This is a genomic window from Phyllobacterium lublinensis (assembly GCF_020164435.1).
Taxonomy (GTDB): domain Bacteria; phylum Pseudomonadota; class Alphaproteobacteria; order Rhizobiales; family Rhizobiaceae; genus Phyllobacterium; species Phyllobacterium lublinensis.
The window spans coordinates 23,794-39,937 of the sequence record NZ_JAIUDQ010000019.1; the positions used below are offsets into that span (position 1 = coordinate 23,794).

Below are 16,144 nucleotides of genomic sequence, written 5' to 3' on the forward strand. Positions count from 1 at the left end.
ACTCCTTATGCTTTCCCAAGCCTCATCTTCGTCAAATGAACGCGGTAAGCAATAACAGCGCTCGTCAGATCGTCAACTATCCGAAAGCCTGGTTTCGTCCATCGCTACACCGAGCATCGAAAACAAAAAACCCGGCACTGCGGCCGGGTTTTTCATCGTTAGAAGCGAACGAAATCAGGCAGACTTCTTCTTGCCGTCTTCGTCGATTTCCTCGAAATCGGCATCGACGACATCATCATCGGCCTTGGCAGTCGCATCAGTTTCGCCGCCTTCGGCAGCAGCTTCAGCCTGCGAGGCCTCGTACATGGCCTGACCAAGCTTCATGGAAACTTCCGCCAGCGTCTGCGTCTTTGCCTTGATGGCTTCCGCATCGTCGCCTTCGGCCACGGACTTCAGTTCTGCAAGTGCCGTTTCGATTGCCTGCTTGTCATCGGCCGAAACCTTGTCGCCGTAGTCCTTGAGCGACTTCTCGGTCGAATGGATCAGGGCTTCGGCCTGATTCTTCGACTCGACGGCCTCACGGCGCTTCTTGTCGCTCTCGGCGTTGGCTTCGGCATCCTTGACCATCTTTTCGATGTCGGCGTCCGACAGACCACCGGATGCCTGGATGCGGATCTGGTGTTCCTTGCCGGTACCCTTGTCCTTGGCCGAGACATTGACGATACCGTTGGCGTCGATATCGAACGTGACCTCGATCTGCGGAACACCGCGCGGTGCGGGCGGAATGCCGACAAGATCGAACTGGCCGAGTGCCTTGTTATCGGCCGCCATTTCACGCTCGCCCTGGAAGACGCGGATCGTCACGGCGGACTGATTGTCCTCGGCCGTGGAGAAGGTCTGCGACTTCTTCGTCGGAATCGTCGTGTTACGCTCGATCAGACGGGTGAAGACACCACCCAGCGTTTCGATGCCGAGTGACAGCGGCGTTACGTCGAGCAGGAGAACGTCCTTGACGTCGCCCTGCAGGACGCCGGCCTGAATGGCTGCACCCATGGCAACGACTTCATCCGGATTGACTCCCTTGTGTGGTTCCTTGCCGAAGAAGGCCTTCACGATTTCCTGGATCTTGGGCATGCGGGTCATGCCGCCGACAAGAACGACTTCGTCGATCTCACCAGCCTTGAGGCCGGCATCCTTGAGAGCCGACTTGCAGGGATCAACCGTGCGCTGGACCAGATCGTCGACGAGGCTCTCGAACTTGGCACGCGACAGTTTCATCGTCAGATGCTTCGGACCGGAAGCGTCAGCCGTAATGAATGGCAGGTTGATTTCGGTCTGCTGCGCGGATGACAGTTCGATCTTTGCCTTTTCGGCAGCTTCCTTCAGACGCTGCAGCGCGAGCTTGTCATTCTTCAGGTCGATGCCCTGTTCCTTCTTGAACTCGGCTGCGAAATATTCGACCAGACGCATGTCGAAGTCTTCACCGCCCAGGAACGTATCGCCATTGGTAGACTTCACTTCGAAGACACCATCGCCGATCTCGAGGATCGAAACGTCGAACGTGCCACCGCCAAGATCGTATACAGCGATAGTCTTGCCTTCCTTCTTGTCGAGGCCATAGGCAAGGGCAGCAGCGGTCGGTTCGTTGATGATGCGCAGGACCTCAAGGCCGGCGATCTTGCCCGCATCCTTGGTTGCCTGGCGCTGGGCATCATTGAAGTAGGCCGGAACGGTGATGACCGCCTTCTCGACCTTCTCGCCGAGATAGGCTTCCGCGGTTTCCTTCATCTTCTGCAGGATCATTGCAGAGATCTGCGAAGGCGAATATTTCTTGCCGTGAACCTCTACCCAGGCATCGCCATTGTCGCCTTTGACAATGTGGTAGGGAACAAGCTTCTTGTCCTTTTCAACGGTCGGATCGTCAAAACGGCGGCCGATAAGCCGCTTGACCGCGAAAACAGTTCCTTCAGGATTGGTGACAGCCTGACGCTTGGCCGGCTGGCCAGCAAGGCGCTCATCGCTATCCGTGAAAGCGATGATCGAAGGCGTCGTACGAGCACCTTCCGCATTTTCGATGACCTTCGCGTTCTTGCCATCCATGACGGCGACGCAGGAATTGGTCGTACCCAGATCAATACCGATAACTTTAGCCATTACTCTATCTCCATTCAGCAGGCTGCCGGGACCTCTGCCGAGCATTCCATTCAGCAGCCCCTAGGGGGTTTCAACAATTCAGGACCGCTGAGGCGGGCGGTACTTACAGTGTTGAGCGCTATATAAGAAGGGGGAAATTACCATGCAAGTCAGAAGAGGCTGCATTTGCACGCATAATTACCTTAAAAGACTCGGCAAACCTTGTTTTTAGCCCCATATATCCTCCATGACCGACGGCACCCTGCACCTCCATGCACCCGGACACCGGCGAAGCCGGCTGATCAATACGCTGCACACATGGCTGCTCCTGGCCGGCAGCCTCACCCTGCTTGTCGTCTGCGCCTGGACGCTGGCGGGACCCGCAGGGATCATTTATGCCTTCGTCTTCGGCGCGATCAGCCTTTTTGCCATACGACGCATCAGTCCGCAAATGGTACTGAGCATGTACAAGGCCCGGCCGGTCACGCAAGCCGAGTTTCCACAGGGGTTGGCGATCGTAGAGGAACTTTCGCGACGCGCCGGCCTGCCGAAATCACCAAAGCTTTACGTGATCCCTTCCCGTATGATGAATGCCTTTGCTGTCGGGCGCCGCGATGATGCGGTGGTTGCCGTGACGGACCAGCTGGTACGGGCGCTGACGGCACGCGAACTGACCGGCGTGCTGGCCCATGAGGTCAGCCATATCCGCAATGATGACCTCAAGGTAATGGCGCTCGCCGATACGGTTTCTCGGTTCACGTCACTGATGTCGACGATCGGGATAGTTTCGCTGCTGTTCAATATCACCTGGCTTGCCAGCGGTGCGCCGCCGCAAGTGCCATGGCTGGGTGTTCTGGTCTTGCTGTTTGCGCCCACTGTCGGCGGCCTCCTGCAGATGGCGCTGTCGCGCACCCGCGAATTCCATGCCGATCTTGGCGCCGCCATGCTGACAGGGGATCCCGACGGACTGGCGCTCGCATTGCTGAAACTCGAGAAGGCGCAGGGCAAGGTCTGGGAAAACCTCATCCTGCCCGGCGGACGCATTCCCGACCCCTCCATTCTGCGGACCCACCCGCTGACCGAAGCGCGCGTCGCCCGGCTCCATGCGCTGAAAGAGGCCTGCGCCATGGTGGCCCGGGGCGACACGATGCCGGACGACATCCTGGCGGGCCTCGCCCTCAAGCCACAGGAACACATCCGGACCCGCCCGCGTTCAGTGCCGCAAATCAGTCAGCAGTTCGGACGCTGGAACTCAGACAATCTGGAAATCCTGTCCCTGATCAACACGCAGGCAACCCTGCCAGTCATTGCCGACGTCGATGCGGACAGTGAGGCCTATCCGGACAGTCTTTACCTGCCCGATGGCGATCCGCGCGTGCATGTCACGCGCGGCGGCGTTTACTGGTAGTTCAAACGGTCTCCCACTTGCCCGTTTCGTCGGCGCGGTAGATCGCATCGATCAACTTCTGGTTCAGGACGGAGTCCTCCAGCGTGAAGACATCTGCCTCCTCGCCCCTTGCCGCGCGGGCAAAGGCTTCAACCTGCAGACGGTAGTGATTTACATCACTGAAATTATACTCCGTGGCACCACTGTGATTTCTGTTGTGTAGCGTGATCTTGGCGTGGTCGTATTTGCCAGTGTTGAACGGCGCCAGCACTTCGATATAGCCCTCATCGCCGTGGAAAACGATCGACTGGCGGGCTGCAAGCTGCGTCGCCACATAGAACGTCAACTCGAAGCCGTCGAAATCGGCGCGCACACTGGCATAGCGATCGGTGCCGAAATCCGGATCGCGCTCGACCGTTGCCGCCACCCGCACGGGTTCCTTGCCGGTGACAAACCGGGTTGCCACAGTCGGATAGACGCCGATATCGGGCAGGGCTCCACCGCCCAGCGCCGGCTGATTGCGCATGTTGCCGGCATCCTTGTTGTAGTAAGTAAATGCGGCCTGGACCTGGCGCAGCTGGCCGATGGCGCCGCCAGCGACGAGCTCGCGAACCTTCAGCCATTGCGGATGGTAGGTGACCATGAAGGCTTCGGAGATCAGCACGCCGTTGCTGTCGCGGGCGCGCTGCAGGGCGGCAATCTCGCTGGCGTGCAATGAGATCGGCTTTTCGCACAGGACGTGTTTGCCGGCTTCCGCCGCCTTCAGCGACCATTCCACATGCTGCGATGTGGGCAGGGGAATATAGACCGCATCGATGTCCTTGGAGGCCAGCATGTCTTCGTAGGACCCGAAGGCGTGCGGCACGCCAAACCGATCCGCCACGGCACGGGCCTTCGCGAAGTCGCGGCTGGCGATGGCGGAGACGACCGAATTCTCCGCGTCGCAAATGGCGGGAATGACCGCCGTTACCCCGATTTTTGCAGTCGAAAGAATACCCCAGCGAAACATGATGCCATCTCCTTTGCGTCGGCGCGCAACCTAGAGCAATTTGCGCCTCGATGAAAAGTCTTATCGGGATGAGGGCCTGAAGAAATCGATCAAGGTGTGCAAGTCAGATGATAAAATACGCAAACGGCGGATCCATCGGCGCTTTTCACACACTTGACAGACGAATTGCCGTGAGGCCTATTCCTGACCGCCAATGGCGACTTTAAAAAATTCTCCGTCGGCGCTATATCGCGCAAGATTGATTTTGTCTCAACAAGCTGCGCCGCCCTGTCAACATCGCTGGCGCCGAACCTGGAATACCATGGAAAAATCTACGAAAAAGTCCCTTCGCCGTTGGGCTGTCGGTTTGGTACTATTGGGCGTCATCGCCTATTTTGTACCTTATCTGGTCATTTTCTACCTGATCTGCGGTCTTTACGATTTGTCGCGCAACAAGAATTTGAACTTGCAGGTTGTCGAGCAGTATTTCTTCGGCAACGGCATGTTCACCTGGCTTCTGTCCCCGGTGAACATCGTACTCGATATCCTTTCCCTTCCCTACGTCAACAAGGGCGTCTACCGGCTGCAGGACCTGCCGGCCGACTATCAGGCCGAGGTGAAGCGCCTTATCACGGCGACGCAAAAGGAAAATATAGTCGGCCAGTTGCAGGAACGCGCCGAACAGCAGGCGCGCAGCATGTTCTTTTTCAAATGGTACGGAAAAGACCAGCCGAGTTTCGCCAACGTGCCGTCCTTCTACGAAAAGTACAATTTCGTAAAGACGATCGGCGTATCGGTTTTCAACAAGAAGAACTCGACGTCCAAGCATTTCGGCCCGATGCGTGCCACGATCCGCGTGCTTTACAACATTAACGACATGAATGATCGCACCGCCTATATCTGGTGCGGCGACACGACGAGCTACTGGAAGGACGACAAGCTGTTTATCTTTGATGACACGCTGATGCACCAGTCGGTCAACCAGACCGACCAGACGCGCTATTGCCTGTTCGTCGACATCCTGCGGCCATCCTACCTGCCGGGGGTGTTTGCGGCCATCGTTTCATTCATGGGCGTCGTCCTCAAGGGCAGCAATTCGATCTTCTACAAGAACTGGAAGGTCATACAGAAATAAGACTCACATGTTGAACCAATTAAAAAAGGGCGCTGTTGCGCCCTTTTTCATGATCGGATTCCGGATCGCCTGGTCATAAGGCAGATTGGCAACCTACCCTCTCAATACGCCACCCGTCTGCTTGCCAACGCTTTCAACAACACGTTTGGTCAACGCTTCAAGATCCTCATCGTTCAGAGTGCGCTCCACAGGCTGAATTGCTACCTCGATCGCAACGGATTTCTTGCCTTCGCCAAGCGAAGCACCTTCAAACAGGTCAAAGACCTGCACACCGGTTATCAGCTTCTTGTCGCCGGCAAGTGCCGCGCGGACAATCGCCCCGGCTTCCACCGACTTGTCCACGATGAAAGCAAAATCGCGCCGTACCGCCTGGAAGTCCGAAAGGTTGAGCGCCGGCTTGGTGCGGGTGGCCTTCTGTTTCGGCTCGGGAATGGCGTCGATGAATACCTCAAAGCCGCAAAGGCTGCCTGAGACATCGAGCGTTTCCAGGGTCTTGGGATGAAACTCGCCGAATGTGCCGAGTACCACCTTTGGTCCAAGCTTGATCGTCCCCGAACGCCCCGGATGATACCAGGCGGGGCCGCCGCTCTCGATCTGCAGCTTGTCGACAGGTGCACCGGCAGCTTCGAGCACGGCGAGTGCATCGGCCTTGGCGTCGAACACGCTCACCAGACCAGCATTGCCGCTCCAGTGTCGACCGGAACCTTCCGGCTTCGCGGTGCCACGCCGCACGCCGGCGGCTACCCGCCGCTGTGCTTCCGGCGTGTTGCCTTCATAGGTGCCGGACACTTCGAACAGTGCCAGGTCGTTGAAACCGCGATCGGCATTGCGCTGCGCCGCGGCCAGCAGGCCGGGTAGCAGCGAGGGACGCATGTCGGACATGTCGGCAGCGATCGGATTGGCAAGTTTCAGCTCCGGCTGACCACCGCCGAATGCCTTCGCGGATGTTTCGGAAATGAACGACCAGGTGACCGCCTCCATCATTCCGCGCGTGGCAAGCGCCCTGCGGGCATTGCGCGTGCGCAACTGCAGGGTGGTCAGTATCTTGCCATTGACGGACGCGTGGCTGACAAGTGGCTGTGGTTCAATACGATCAACCCCATGAATACGCATGACCTCTTCCACGAGATCCGCCTTGCCGTCGACATCGGGACGCCATGACGGCACCACGACATCCACCAGTTCGCCGCTGCCCTGCGGCCTGAAGCCCAGGCGAGACAGGATATCGAGGCTGGTTTCCGCCGGAACATCGATACCGGTCAGGCGCTTGACTTCCGACGCGGGGAACCGGACCATCTTGGGCGAGTGCCCCTTGTAGCCAATAAGCTGTGCCTCGGATGCCGCGCCGCCGCAGAAATCGAGAACCAGCTGCGTGGCGAGCTCGAGACCCGGCACCATGAACTCAGGATCGACACCGCGTTCGAAGCGATAGCGCGCATCGGTGATGATGCCGAGACTGCGGCCCGTGCGCGCAATATTCATCGCATCCCAGAGCGCGGATTCGATCACGACATTGGTCGTGTTCTCATCGCAGCCGGAATGTTCTCCGCCCATGATGCCGCCGATCGACTCGACTCCATCAGCGTCGGCGATGACGACATTGGCAGGAGTTACGGTGTATTCCTTGCCGTTGAGGCCGAGGATTTGCTCGCCTTCCAGCGCGCGGCGCACGGTGAGATTGCCCTTGACCTTGTCCGCGTCGAAGACGTGCAACGGCCGGCCGCGGTCGAAAGTCAGATAGTTGGTGATATCAACCAGCGCATTGATCGGGCGCAGGCCAATGGCAATCAATCGCTGCTGCAGCCATTGCGGGCTATGCCCATTCCTGACGCCCTTGACCGTGCGCCAGGCGAAGCCAGGGCAGAGATAGGTATCCTCACCGAGATCAAGATTGACACTCACCGACGCAGGTCCAGAGCCCCTGACCGGTTCTATCGGCTGCGATTTCAGCCGGCCGAGACCAACTGCAGCAAGGTCGCGAGCGATGCCATGAACGCTGGTGCAGTCGGGGCGGTTCGGCGTCAGGTTGATCTCGATGACGGGATCATCCAGGCCGGCATAGGCAGCAAAGCTGGTGCCGACTGGCGCATCTGCGGGAAGATCGATGATGCCATTGTGCTCATCCGACATCTGCAACTCACGCTCTGAGCACATCATGCCATGGCTTTCGACACCGCGGATCTTGCCGACCGACAGCGTAAGGTCGATGCCGGGGACATAGGTACCGGGAGATGCAAACGCACCGACCAGGCCCGCCCGGGCATTTGGAGCGCCGCAAACCACCTGCAACGGCTTGCCGTCACCCGTGTCCACGGTCAGGACCTGCAGCTTGTCTGCGTCGGGATGACGGGAAGCCGTCAGTACCTTGGCGATCACAAATGGCTTCAGCGCCGATTTGTCATCAAGCGATTCGACCTCAAGACCAATCATGGTCAGGGTCTCGACGATCTCTTCGAGCGACGCTTCCGTCTCGAGATGATCTTTAAGCCAGGAGAGTGTGAATTTCATGATTTCACTCGTTCTTACGTTTAGCGTTCGAGGATTTCGACCAGGCGAAACCGCTCACACAAAAGTTCCATGTCGGGCGAGAAACCGCCATTGCGCCTAAAGTAGGTTTCGTGGTCACGCCGCCATTGCTCGAGGTTAGCCTCACCCTCCCCTTCGTCGCGGGCGAAAGCAGCGTCAACTTCGTCAAACCGGCGATAGGTGACCTCGACCGTCTCGATGACGGCCGCTGGGCGGCCCGCGCCATCGAGCACCATGTCACGCCTGCCGACGACTGGCTTGTCAGCGCTGTCTTCGGCATAATCCTTGGCGGCCGCGCACGTCGCTGTCTTCTTGCCGGCGAGCACGAGGGCCAGCAATTCATCCGCAAGCGCCGGCGAGTCGCCGAACGCGAACGTGACAGCATCCCGGTACCGGTCTGGCAATCCGCTCACGCGCTCAGACCTCCAAACAAGGTCGGCATGTCGAGCGGGCGGAAGCCATAATGCTGCAACCAGCGGACGTCAGCATCGAAGAACGCACGCAGATCCGGCATGCCGTATTTCAGCATGGCGATGCGGTCTATGCCCATACCCCAGGCGAAGCCCTGATACTCGTCCGGATCAAGACCGCCATGGCGCAGCACGTTTGGATGGACCATGCCACAGCCGAGAATCTCCATCCAATCGGTCCCTTCGCCGAACTTCACTTCCTTGCCCGAACGGTCGCACTGGATATCCACTTCCAGTGACGGCTCCGTGAAAGGGAAATAGGACGGGCGGAAGCGCATCTTCAGCGACGGCACCTCGAAGAACGCCTTGCAGAACTCCTCGAGTACCCATTTCATGTTGGCAACATTGGCCGATTTATCGATGACCAGCCCCTCGACCTGATGGAACATCGGCGAGTGGGTGGCATCGGAGTCCATGCGGTAGGTCTTGCCGGGAATGACGATACGGATCGGCGGACGCTGGGTCTCCATCGTGCGGATCTGGACCGGGCTCGTATGCGTACGCAGCACGCGCCGCTCACCGTTCTCATCCGGATTGAAGAAGAACGTGTCGTGCATCTCGCGGGCGGGGTGGCCTTCGGGGAAATTAAGGGCCGTGAAGTTGTAGTAATCGGTCTCGACATCAGGGCCTTCCGCGATCGAGAAGCCCATATCGGCGAAAATGGCCGTGATCTCATCAACCACCTGGCTGATCGGATGTATACGGCCGCGTTCCGCCGGGGCAGCGCGTACCGGCAGCGTGACGTCCACCTTCTCCCTCTCGAGGCGCACAGCGATTGCGGCGTCCTTGAGTGCAGACTTGCGCGCCGTAAGCGCTTCCGTGATGCGGTTCTTCAGCCCATTGATGGCCGGTCCCTGGGACTGGCGCTCTTCCGGCGACATTGAACCCAGCGATTTCAGCTTCTCGGAAATCGACCCCTTCTTGCCAAGGGCAGCAAGGCGGACGGCCTCGATGGCCGCTTCATCATTGGCTGCCTCAATCTGCGCGGCAAGCACGCTTTCCAGTTGTACCAGATCGTCCATGGTTCTCATCCGTTTCGCGAAGATCGTTGTCATGCAGAAAATCGAAAAACCCGCGCCAGCCGAGCCAGCGCGGGTTTCCCAAGTCTAGATTTCCGAAAATGCTTTGGGAGCGCTGGTTTAGTGGACAGCGCCTTCAAAAGCGTTCGGAGTGGTGTCTTTCAGGTACTCGAGCGCCTTCTTGGCGGAAGCAACGAGCGCGCCGAATGCTGCCGGCTCGTGGATCGCGAGATCCGACAGAACCTTGCGGTCAACCTCGATACCCGACTTGGTGAGACCGTCGATAAAACGGCTGTAGGTCAGGCCATGTTCACGCACAGCGGCGTTGATTCGCTGGGTCCAGAGCGCGCGGAACGTGCGCTTCTTGTTCTTGCGGTCGCGGTAAGCGTACTGCTTGGAACGATCGACAGCTGCCTTGGCGGTGCGGATGGTATTCTTGCGGCGGCCACGGAAACCCTCGGCCTGCTTCAGAACTTTTTTATGCTTGGCGTGGGACGTAACGCCCCGTTTTACACGTGCCATGATATGATCTCCTTTCTTAGAGGCCTCCTGTCATTTCTTTCGAAATAACCGCCTCTTGGGTAAAAACGTTGCCCGGCTCAGAGGCCGTTCGGCAGGAACTTCTTCACGATTTTCGCATCTGGCTCGGAAAGAACCATCGTGCCGCGTGCGTCACGAATGAATTTGTTCGAACGTTTGATCATGCCATGGCGTTTGCCAGCGGCGGCGGCTTTGATTTTGCCAGTCCCGGTGATCTTGAACCGTTTCTTGGCAGCAGATTTGGTCTTCATCTTGGGCATTTTGCTACTCCTAATCTTGTGAGTCCCGTTCGCTCCACGGAGTTTCGGGCCTCTTGTTTTCTTTTCAGGCCGACCAAAGCCTGAAAGCATACAAAACCGCCACGGCATGCCCTGCCGGGCGGTTTGAACGGGTGCTTATTACCAGAAGTCAGGAAAAGCGCAACTGTTGAATCGCCCGCGCCGGCGAAAAGCTCAGTAAAGCCGCAGCAGGACCGGCAGAACGTGCGTTGCCTGCAGGTATTCGACGAACTCCAGCAAGGGATAGGCAACGAAAAACACCAGCCCGTCGAAGAAGGTCTTGTAAAGCATCGAAGCCCGGACGCTCAGAACGTCGGCTTCCTTATAAAGCGATACATTCGGGAAGAAGCGCGGCACCTCGCGCTTGTAGGCAATGTAGGTTTCTCCGAACGTATTCTCCAGATAGCCCTCCTCGGCAGCAATGACAAAGCGGAAAGCCGCATAGCACAGGACAGCAAGGGCAAATGCCACGGTGAGGCTGCCCGTCAGCATGCCGATCCCCGCCGCTCCAAGCGTGCTGAACACGTAGAGCGGATTGCGTGTCATCGAATAGGGTCCAAGACGGACGATCTCGGCACTTTTGCGGCCACCGATATAGAGCGTGCACCACATCCGGCCGAGGATTGCCAGGATGATCACTCCAATGCCAACGTCTTCGATATATTCATGCGTCCAGTCATCGCTCCAGGCGGAGCGTATGGTGAGCAAGGCGACGAGGATCACGGCGAGAATGATCGCAATGCCGATACGCCTGCGCCGTTGGAACCGGGACATGTCAGTGCGAGAGGTCAGCGCCATAGCGATCTCGAATGTTGGATTGCATTGAAAAAGCCGCCCGAAGGCGGCCCTTTTCATCAGTCGCGGGTTTCAGCGCGGCGCCAGGACCATCATCATCTGGCGGCCTTCGAGTCTTGGCTCGGCCTCGACCTTGGAGATCTCGACCGTGTCTTCCTTGACCCGGTCCAGAAGCCGCATGCCGAGTTCCTGATGGGCCATCTCACGACCGCGGAACCGCAGCGTCACCTTGACCTTGTCACCCTCGTCGAAGAATCGCTTGATGGCCTTCATCTTCACGTCATAGTCATGCGTGTCGATGTTCGGGCGCATCTTGATTTCCTTGATTTCGACCGTCTTCTGCTTCTTGCGCGCTTCGGCAGCCTTCTTCTGTCCCTGGTACTTCAGCTTCCCAAGGTCCACGATCTTGCAGACCGGCGGCTCGGCATTGGGCACGATCTCGACGAGATCGAGTCCGGCCTCATCGGCCATGGCCAGTGCTGCCTGAATGGTGACGATGCCGTGGTTTTCACCTTCGGCATCAATGAGCTGTACCTGGGGTACCCGGATATCACGGTTTGAACGAGGTCCATCTTTCTGGACCACCTGTGCTCTAAAGGGTCGGCGAATGGCAGTAGTCTCCTTGAATTATTTCGGTCACGCAAATAGCACCGTCAGGCCGCAGTCGCAATGCTTCTATGCGCTGACCCATGCCAATATCATCTTTTTCGGGATAAATCACTCCAATCAAACATAGGATTATTTCAGATTAATGCAATGTCGCAGGCTTTATCGATTTGATCCGGCGTGGCAAAAGGCTCAGGGTCACGACCTTAACCGCCGCTGGAAGTCACACACATGATTGCATCCCCGCCACAGTTCCTTGACGTCGCTGGCACGAATATCGCGCTGCGCCGCCGAGCGGGAGGCGAACCCGGCATTGTCTGGCTCGGCGGTTATCGCTCCGACATGCTGGGCACAAAGGCCGAGTGGCTGGACCAGTATGCGTCCGCCAACGGACTGGCGTTTCTGCGGCACGATTACTCCGGCCATGGCGAGTCCGGAGGAGAGTTCCGGGATGGAACCATCTCCCTTTGGCTGGAACAAAGTCTTGCCGTCTTCAGGCAATTTGCATCGGGACCGCAGATTCTGGTGGGCTCCTCCATGGGGGGCTGGATTGCCCTTCGTATGATCCAGGAGTTGCAGAGGTCGGGCGAGCGCGAACAAGTCGCCGGTCTCGTCCTGATCGCGCCAGCGCCGGATTTTACGTCGGAGCTGGTCGAACCGCACCTCACGCATGACCAGCGCCGGCAAATCGCCGAACAAGGCTATATGGAAGAGTCCTCGGACTACGCGCCAGAACCTTACATCTATACAAAGGCACTGCTTGAGGACGGCAAGGCCAACCTGGTTCTCAAAGGCGTGATCCAGACCGATTGCCCGGTTCACATTCTGCAGGGCATGGAAGACAGGGATGTGCCTTACACGCACGCATTGCGGCTGGTGGACCACCTGCCCGTCGACGATGTAACCATCACGCTTGTACGGGACGGCGACCATCGCCTCTCACGCCAGCAGGATCTTGAACTTCTCTCCCGTACGATATCTTCGATGATTGAGCGGTCAAAACCCCGCAAATCCCTCCAGTAGGCCTCCCGCCACAGGTTTGTCATGCGCTTTTCCGTGATTGCATCTGCCGTCGTCGCTGCCGTCGTTGGATTTGGCGGGACGCTTGCCCTCATCATTGCTGCAGCGCAGGCGCTCGGCGCGACCCAGGCCGAAACTGCAAGTTGGGTAACAGCAATCTGCCTCGCTATGTTCGTCGCTACCGGCTATCTGAGCTGGCGCTACAAGATGCCGATTATCGCTGCATGGTCGACGCCCGGCCTTGCCCTCATCGGCGGATCGATGGGATTCACCATGCAGCAGGCTGTCGGCGCATTCATCGTAACCGCCATCGCAATCATCCTAACGGGACTGGTGAAACCGATTTCGGTTCTCGTTTCGAGAATCCCGGCATCCATCGCCTCGGGCATGCTGGCCGGCATACTCTTCGCCTTTCTCACCGGTGCAGCCAAGACGATACCCATTGATCCATTCTTTGTTCTGCCGCTCATTGCGCTGTTCTTCATTATCCGCTTGTTCAATCCGGCAATGGCCGTGCTTGCCGTGCTGTTTGGCGGTGTTCTCTATGCCTTTCTCAGTGGACGCGTGGCTAGCGTGCCCGGTATTGAACTCTCGACGCTTGCGATCATCCCGCCGGTTTTCGATGCAAGCGCGATGATCGGCCTGGCATTGCCGCTTTATCTCGTCACCATGGCATCGCAAAACTTGCCGGGCTTTGCCGTGCTGCGCGCGGCTGGCTACGAGCCACCGACCTCAGCCGCGTTGCAAGTCACCGGGCTTGTTTCCCTTATGACTGCCCCCTTCGGTGCACACACCAGCAACATGGCCGCGATTTCCGCCGCGATCTGCACCGGACCTGATGCCCATCCTGATCCGGCAAAGCGTTGGCTGACAGGTCCCATCTACGCCCTCTGCTATCTGATCTTTGCCCTCTTTGGGGCATCGCTGGTTGCCCTCTTCGCAGTGCTGCCTCCACCGCTGATCGCCCTCGTCGCTGGCCTCGCGCTGATCGGCGCATTCACCAATGCGATGTCACTTGCTCTGAAAGTTGAATCCGAACGGCTGGCAGCCATCGTTACCTTTGCGGTGACCGCATCGGGCATCAGCATTGGCGGAATCGGCGCTGCATTCTGGGCGTTGGTGGCCGGCTTGATCGTTGTTTGCATCGATCACGCAAAGAAATATCTCTGATTTCAACACTTTGGAGCATTTGAAATCACACTTTCTTGAAAAGGCGCAAATCCCATCCCATGTCGATATCAATCGACCAATCGGGGTCGGGGCTTTCTTGATAGGAAGGGCTTTCGATGAACAATGCTGCTTTGATCCGGCCAGGCTGGACTCCGGCAACCATCGCTCTGATGATTATCGGTTTCATGCTGTTCTGGCCACTTGGCTTGGCCATGCTTGCCTACATAGTCTGGGGCAACCGCTTCAGCGGCTTCAAAAGCGAAATGAACAACGCGGCCGGAAATTTCTGCGGTGCATTCCGCCGCAACGGGCGGTCGCACCAATTCGGCAGAGGTCCGTTCGGAACCGGTAACATCGCATTTGACGAATGGCGTGAAAAAGAGCTGGAGCGTCTCGACGAAGAACGCCGCAAGCTCGATGAAATGCGTGGCGAGTTTGAAGAGTATGCGCGTGAGTTGCGCCGCGCCAAGGACCGCGAGGAGTTCGACCGCTTCATGGCCGAACGCAACGCTGCACCAAAGAAGCCCTCCGGCTCGGTTCCCGGCGTAAACGATACGGACGCAGAGTAACGCCATTTCGCATTCAGTTCCCTCCAGTCCTGATTGCGATGCGATCACCAGCGGCGGCGCCTTGCGGCGCCGCTTGTGTTTTGTCGTACCGCTTTCGTTCGAATCAATTATTGTGAGGGCATGATCCTGTCGCTGTTCCGGAGCCCGCCGAAGAAATCCGCAACGCTCAAAGCCGAGCGCAGCTATGAGGTTGCGGGCCGCATCCTGCCCTTGCGCGTGATGGAAAATCCGCGGGCAACCCGGTTGACCCTTCGCATCGATGCCGGCGGCAAGGGCCTGCGCATGACGGTACCCCCGGGCATGCCGACCAGAGAAATCGACAAGTTCCTGACGCGCCATGAGGGTTGGATCGAAACGCGCATTGCCAAGATGCCGGACCAGCCGAAGGTGCGTCCGGGAGTCAAGATCCCCGTGCGCGGCGTTCCGCATCTCATCGTGCATGAGCCCGCCAAGCGGGGAACGGTGCGGCAGGAGAACGGCCCTGACGGTCCCTTGCTGATCGTCTGTGGCGACCGGCCGCATCTGGCACGGCGGGTTGGCGACTTCCTGAAACGCGAGGCCCGCCGCGATCTTGAAATGCTCGTGGCGCGACACACGGCAACGGTCGGCCGGCGCGCCAAGGTCATTCGCCTCAAGGACACGAAGAGCCGCTGGGGCTCGTGCACGACGGACGGAACGCTCGCTTTCTCCTGGCGCATCATGATGGCCCCGCCACCAATCATCGACTACCTGGTCGCCCATGAAGTGGCACACCTGAAGGAAATGAACCATGGGCCAAGGTTCTGGAAACTGTGCGGCGAGCTTTGTCCTGATACGGAACGTTGCAAGGCGTGGCTGAAGCGCAATGGCAGCGCGTTACAAGCAATCGATTTCAGCTGATGTGCGGTCTCCTCCCATGACACTGGCGCTTCCGGTCGCCGTGGAGCAAGCGGCACGCACCCTGTGGGACTTCCATTTGATCTATGATGATTTGGCAGAAAGCGACCTGATCGTCTGCCTCGGCAGCTACGATCTTCGCGTTGCTGATCGTAGCGCCGAATTGTTCCATCAGGGTCTGGCAAAGCGCGTCTTGTTCACGGGCAAATCCGGCAACTGGACGAGCGGACTGTATGAGGGAACCGAAGCGGACACTTTTGCGGCACGCGCCAGGACTCTGGGGGTACCAAACGAGGCGATCCTGATCGAACCGCAAGCCACCAATATTGGCGAGAACATCCGGTTTGCGAAGGCTCTGGTGACAGACGATGTCCGCCGCATCATCATTGTGACCAAACCGCAGACGCAGCGGCGTGCTTATGCGACTGTTCGGGCGCAATGGCCGCAAGTGGATGCACTCGTGACGGCGCCCTTCACCCGTTTCGAAGATCAGCCGACCGAAGCCTACCCGCTCGAACTGTTCATCAATGAAATGGTCGGCGACGTGCAAAGAATGATCGACTATCCGGCCAAAGGCTTCCAGATTGCGCAATTCATCCCTGCAACTGTCGCAGATGCGTTCGAATTGCTTGTCAAAGCAGGCTATCACCACCATCTCTAACCCTTGATCCGTGCGCAAAATCCTCGACTTT

16 protein-coding genes are annotated in these 16,144 nt (G+C 58.2%); 7 read left to right on the plus strand and 9 right to left on the minus strand.

The window, feature by feature from the left end; all coding sequences use genetic code 11:
• Window positions 1-174 precede the first annotated feature (174 nt).
• A complete protein-coding gene (dnaK, locus tag K9U38_RS19395; RefSeq protein WP_224496001.1) occupies window positions 175-2,094 on the minus strand; it encodes a molecular chaperone DnaK in 1,920 nt (639 codons plus the stop codon).
• Between the two features lie 226 nt (window positions 2,095-2,320).
• Here dnaK and K9U38_RS19400 point away from each other — a divergent pair, with 226 nt between their 5' ends.
• The gene (locus K9U38_RS19400; RefSeq protein ID WP_224496002.1) at window positions 2,321-3,481 is read left to right on the plus strand and encodes a zinc metalloprotease HtpX; all 1,161 of its coding nucleotides are present in this window, start codon (window positions 2,321-2,323) and stop codon (window positions 3,479-3,481) included.
• Between the two features lies 1 nt (window position 3,482).
• Here the strand turns inward: K9U38_RS19400 and K9U38_RS19405 are convergent, their stop codons facing one another.
• Window positions 3,483-4,469 (minus strand): Gfo/Idh/MocA family protein, encoded by a 987-nt coding sequence (locus K9U38_RS19405; RefSeq protein ID WP_224496003.1) that lies wholly within the window; start codon window positions 4,467-4,469, stop codon window positions 3,483-3,485.
• A gap of 301 nt (window positions 4,470-4,770) precedes the next feature.
• Here K9U38_RS19405 and K9U38_RS19410 point away from each other — a divergent pair, with 301 nt between their 5' ends.
• Entirely contained in the window at window positions 4,771-5,583 is an 813-nt protein-coding gene (locus K9U38_RS19410; RefSeq protein WP_224496004.1) for an aspartyl/asparaginyl beta-hydroxylase domain-containing protein, read from the plus strand.
• A gap of 93 nt (window positions 5,584-5,676) precedes the next feature.
• Here the strand turns inward: K9U38_RS19410 and pheT are convergent, their stop codons facing one another.
• From pheT to infC, 7 genes are all read right to left on the minus strand, one after another.
• Window positions 5,677-8,091: a phenylalanine--tRNA ligase subunit beta gene (gene pheT / locus K9U38_RS19415; RefSeq protein WP_224496005.1), complete on the minus strand. Its 2,415-nt coding sequence runs from the start codon at window positions 8,089-8,091 to the stop codon at window positions 5,677-5,679.
• A 20-nt stretch (window positions 8,092-8,111) separates the two neighbouring features.
• Window positions 8,112-8,522 carry an ASCH domain-containing protein gene (locus K9U38_RS19420; RefSeq protein ID WP_224496006.1) on the minus strand — a complete coding sequence of 137 codons (411 nt, stop codon included), beginning with the start codon at window positions 8,520-8,522 and terminating at the stop codon, window positions 8,112-8,114.
• Window positions 8,519-9,601, minus strand: a complete 1,083-nt coding sequence (pheS, locus tag K9U38_RS19425; RefSeq protein WP_224496007.1) for a phenylalanine--tRNA ligase subunit alpha — start codon at window positions 9,599-9,601, stop codon at window positions 8,519-8,521. The genes K9U38_RS19420 and pheS overlap by 4 nt, the downstream gene beginning before the upstream one ends.
• Window positions 9,602-9,718: 117 nt before the next feature.
• Entirely contained in the window at window positions 9,719-10,120 is a 402-nt protein-coding gene (gene rplT, locus K9U38_RS19430) for a 50S ribosomal protein L20 (protein ID WP_224496008.1), read from the minus strand.
• 77 nt (window positions 10,121-10,197) lie between these two features.
• Window positions 10,198-10,398, minus strand: a complete 201-nt coding sequence (gene rpmI, locus K9U38_RS19435) for a 50S ribosomal protein L35 (RefSeq protein WP_106713409.1) — start codon at window positions 10,396-10,398, stop codon at window positions 10,198-10,200.
• Window positions 10,399-10,590: 192 nt separating this feature from the next.
• Window positions 10,591-11,208, minus strand: coding sequence for a methyltransferase family protein (locus K9U38_RS19440; RefSeq protein ID WP_224496057.1), 618 nt, complete (start codon window positions 11,206-11,208; stop codon window positions 10,591-10,593).
• Window positions 11,209-11,283: 75 nt separating this feature from the next.
• On the minus strand, window positions 11,284-11,820 hold the full coding sequence (infC, locus tag K9U38_RS19445) for a translation initiation factor IF-3 (protein ID WP_100000798.1): 537 nt from the start codon (window positions 11,818-11,820) through the stop codon (window positions 11,284-11,286).
• 228 nt (window positions 11,821-12,048) lie between these two features.
• Between infC and K9U38_RS19450 the strand changes: the two genes are divergently transcribed.
• The 5 genes from K9U38_RS19450 (at window position 12,049) to K9U38_RS19470 (ending at window position 16,113) form a co-directional block, all read left to right on the plus strand.
• A complete protein-coding gene (locus K9U38_RS19450; protein ID WP_224496009.1) occupies window positions 12,049-12,840 on the plus strand; it encodes an alpha/beta hydrolase in 792 nt (263 codons plus the stop codon).
• Between the two features lie 21 nt (window positions 12,841-12,861).
• On the plus strand, window positions 12,862-14,007 hold the full coding sequence (locus tag K9U38_RS19455; RefSeq protein ID WP_224496010.1) for a benzoate/H(+) symporter BenE family transporter: 1,146 nt from the start codon (window positions 12,862-12,864) through the stop codon (window positions 14,005-14,007).
• A 116-nt stretch (window positions 14,008-14,123) separates the two neighbouring features.
• Window positions 14,124-14,576, plus strand: coding sequence for a DUF2852 domain-containing protein (locus K9U38_RS19460; RefSeq protein ID WP_224496011.1), 453 nt, complete (start codon window positions 14,124-14,126; stop codon window positions 14,574-14,576).
• A gap of 120 nt (window positions 14,577-14,696) precedes the next feature.
• On the plus strand, window positions 14,697-15,455 hold the full coding sequence (locus K9U38_RS19465; RefSeq protein ID WP_224496012.1) for a M48 family metallopeptidase: 759 nt from the start codon (window positions 14,697-14,699) through the stop codon (window positions 15,453-15,455).
• Window positions 15,456-15,471: 16 nt separating this feature from the next.
• Window positions 15,472-16,113, plus strand: a complete 642-nt coding sequence (locus K9U38_RS19470; protein ID WP_224496013.1) for a YdcF family protein — start codon at window positions 15,472-15,474, stop codon at window positions 16,111-16,113.
• Window positions 16,114-16,144: the final 31 nt, after the last annotated feature.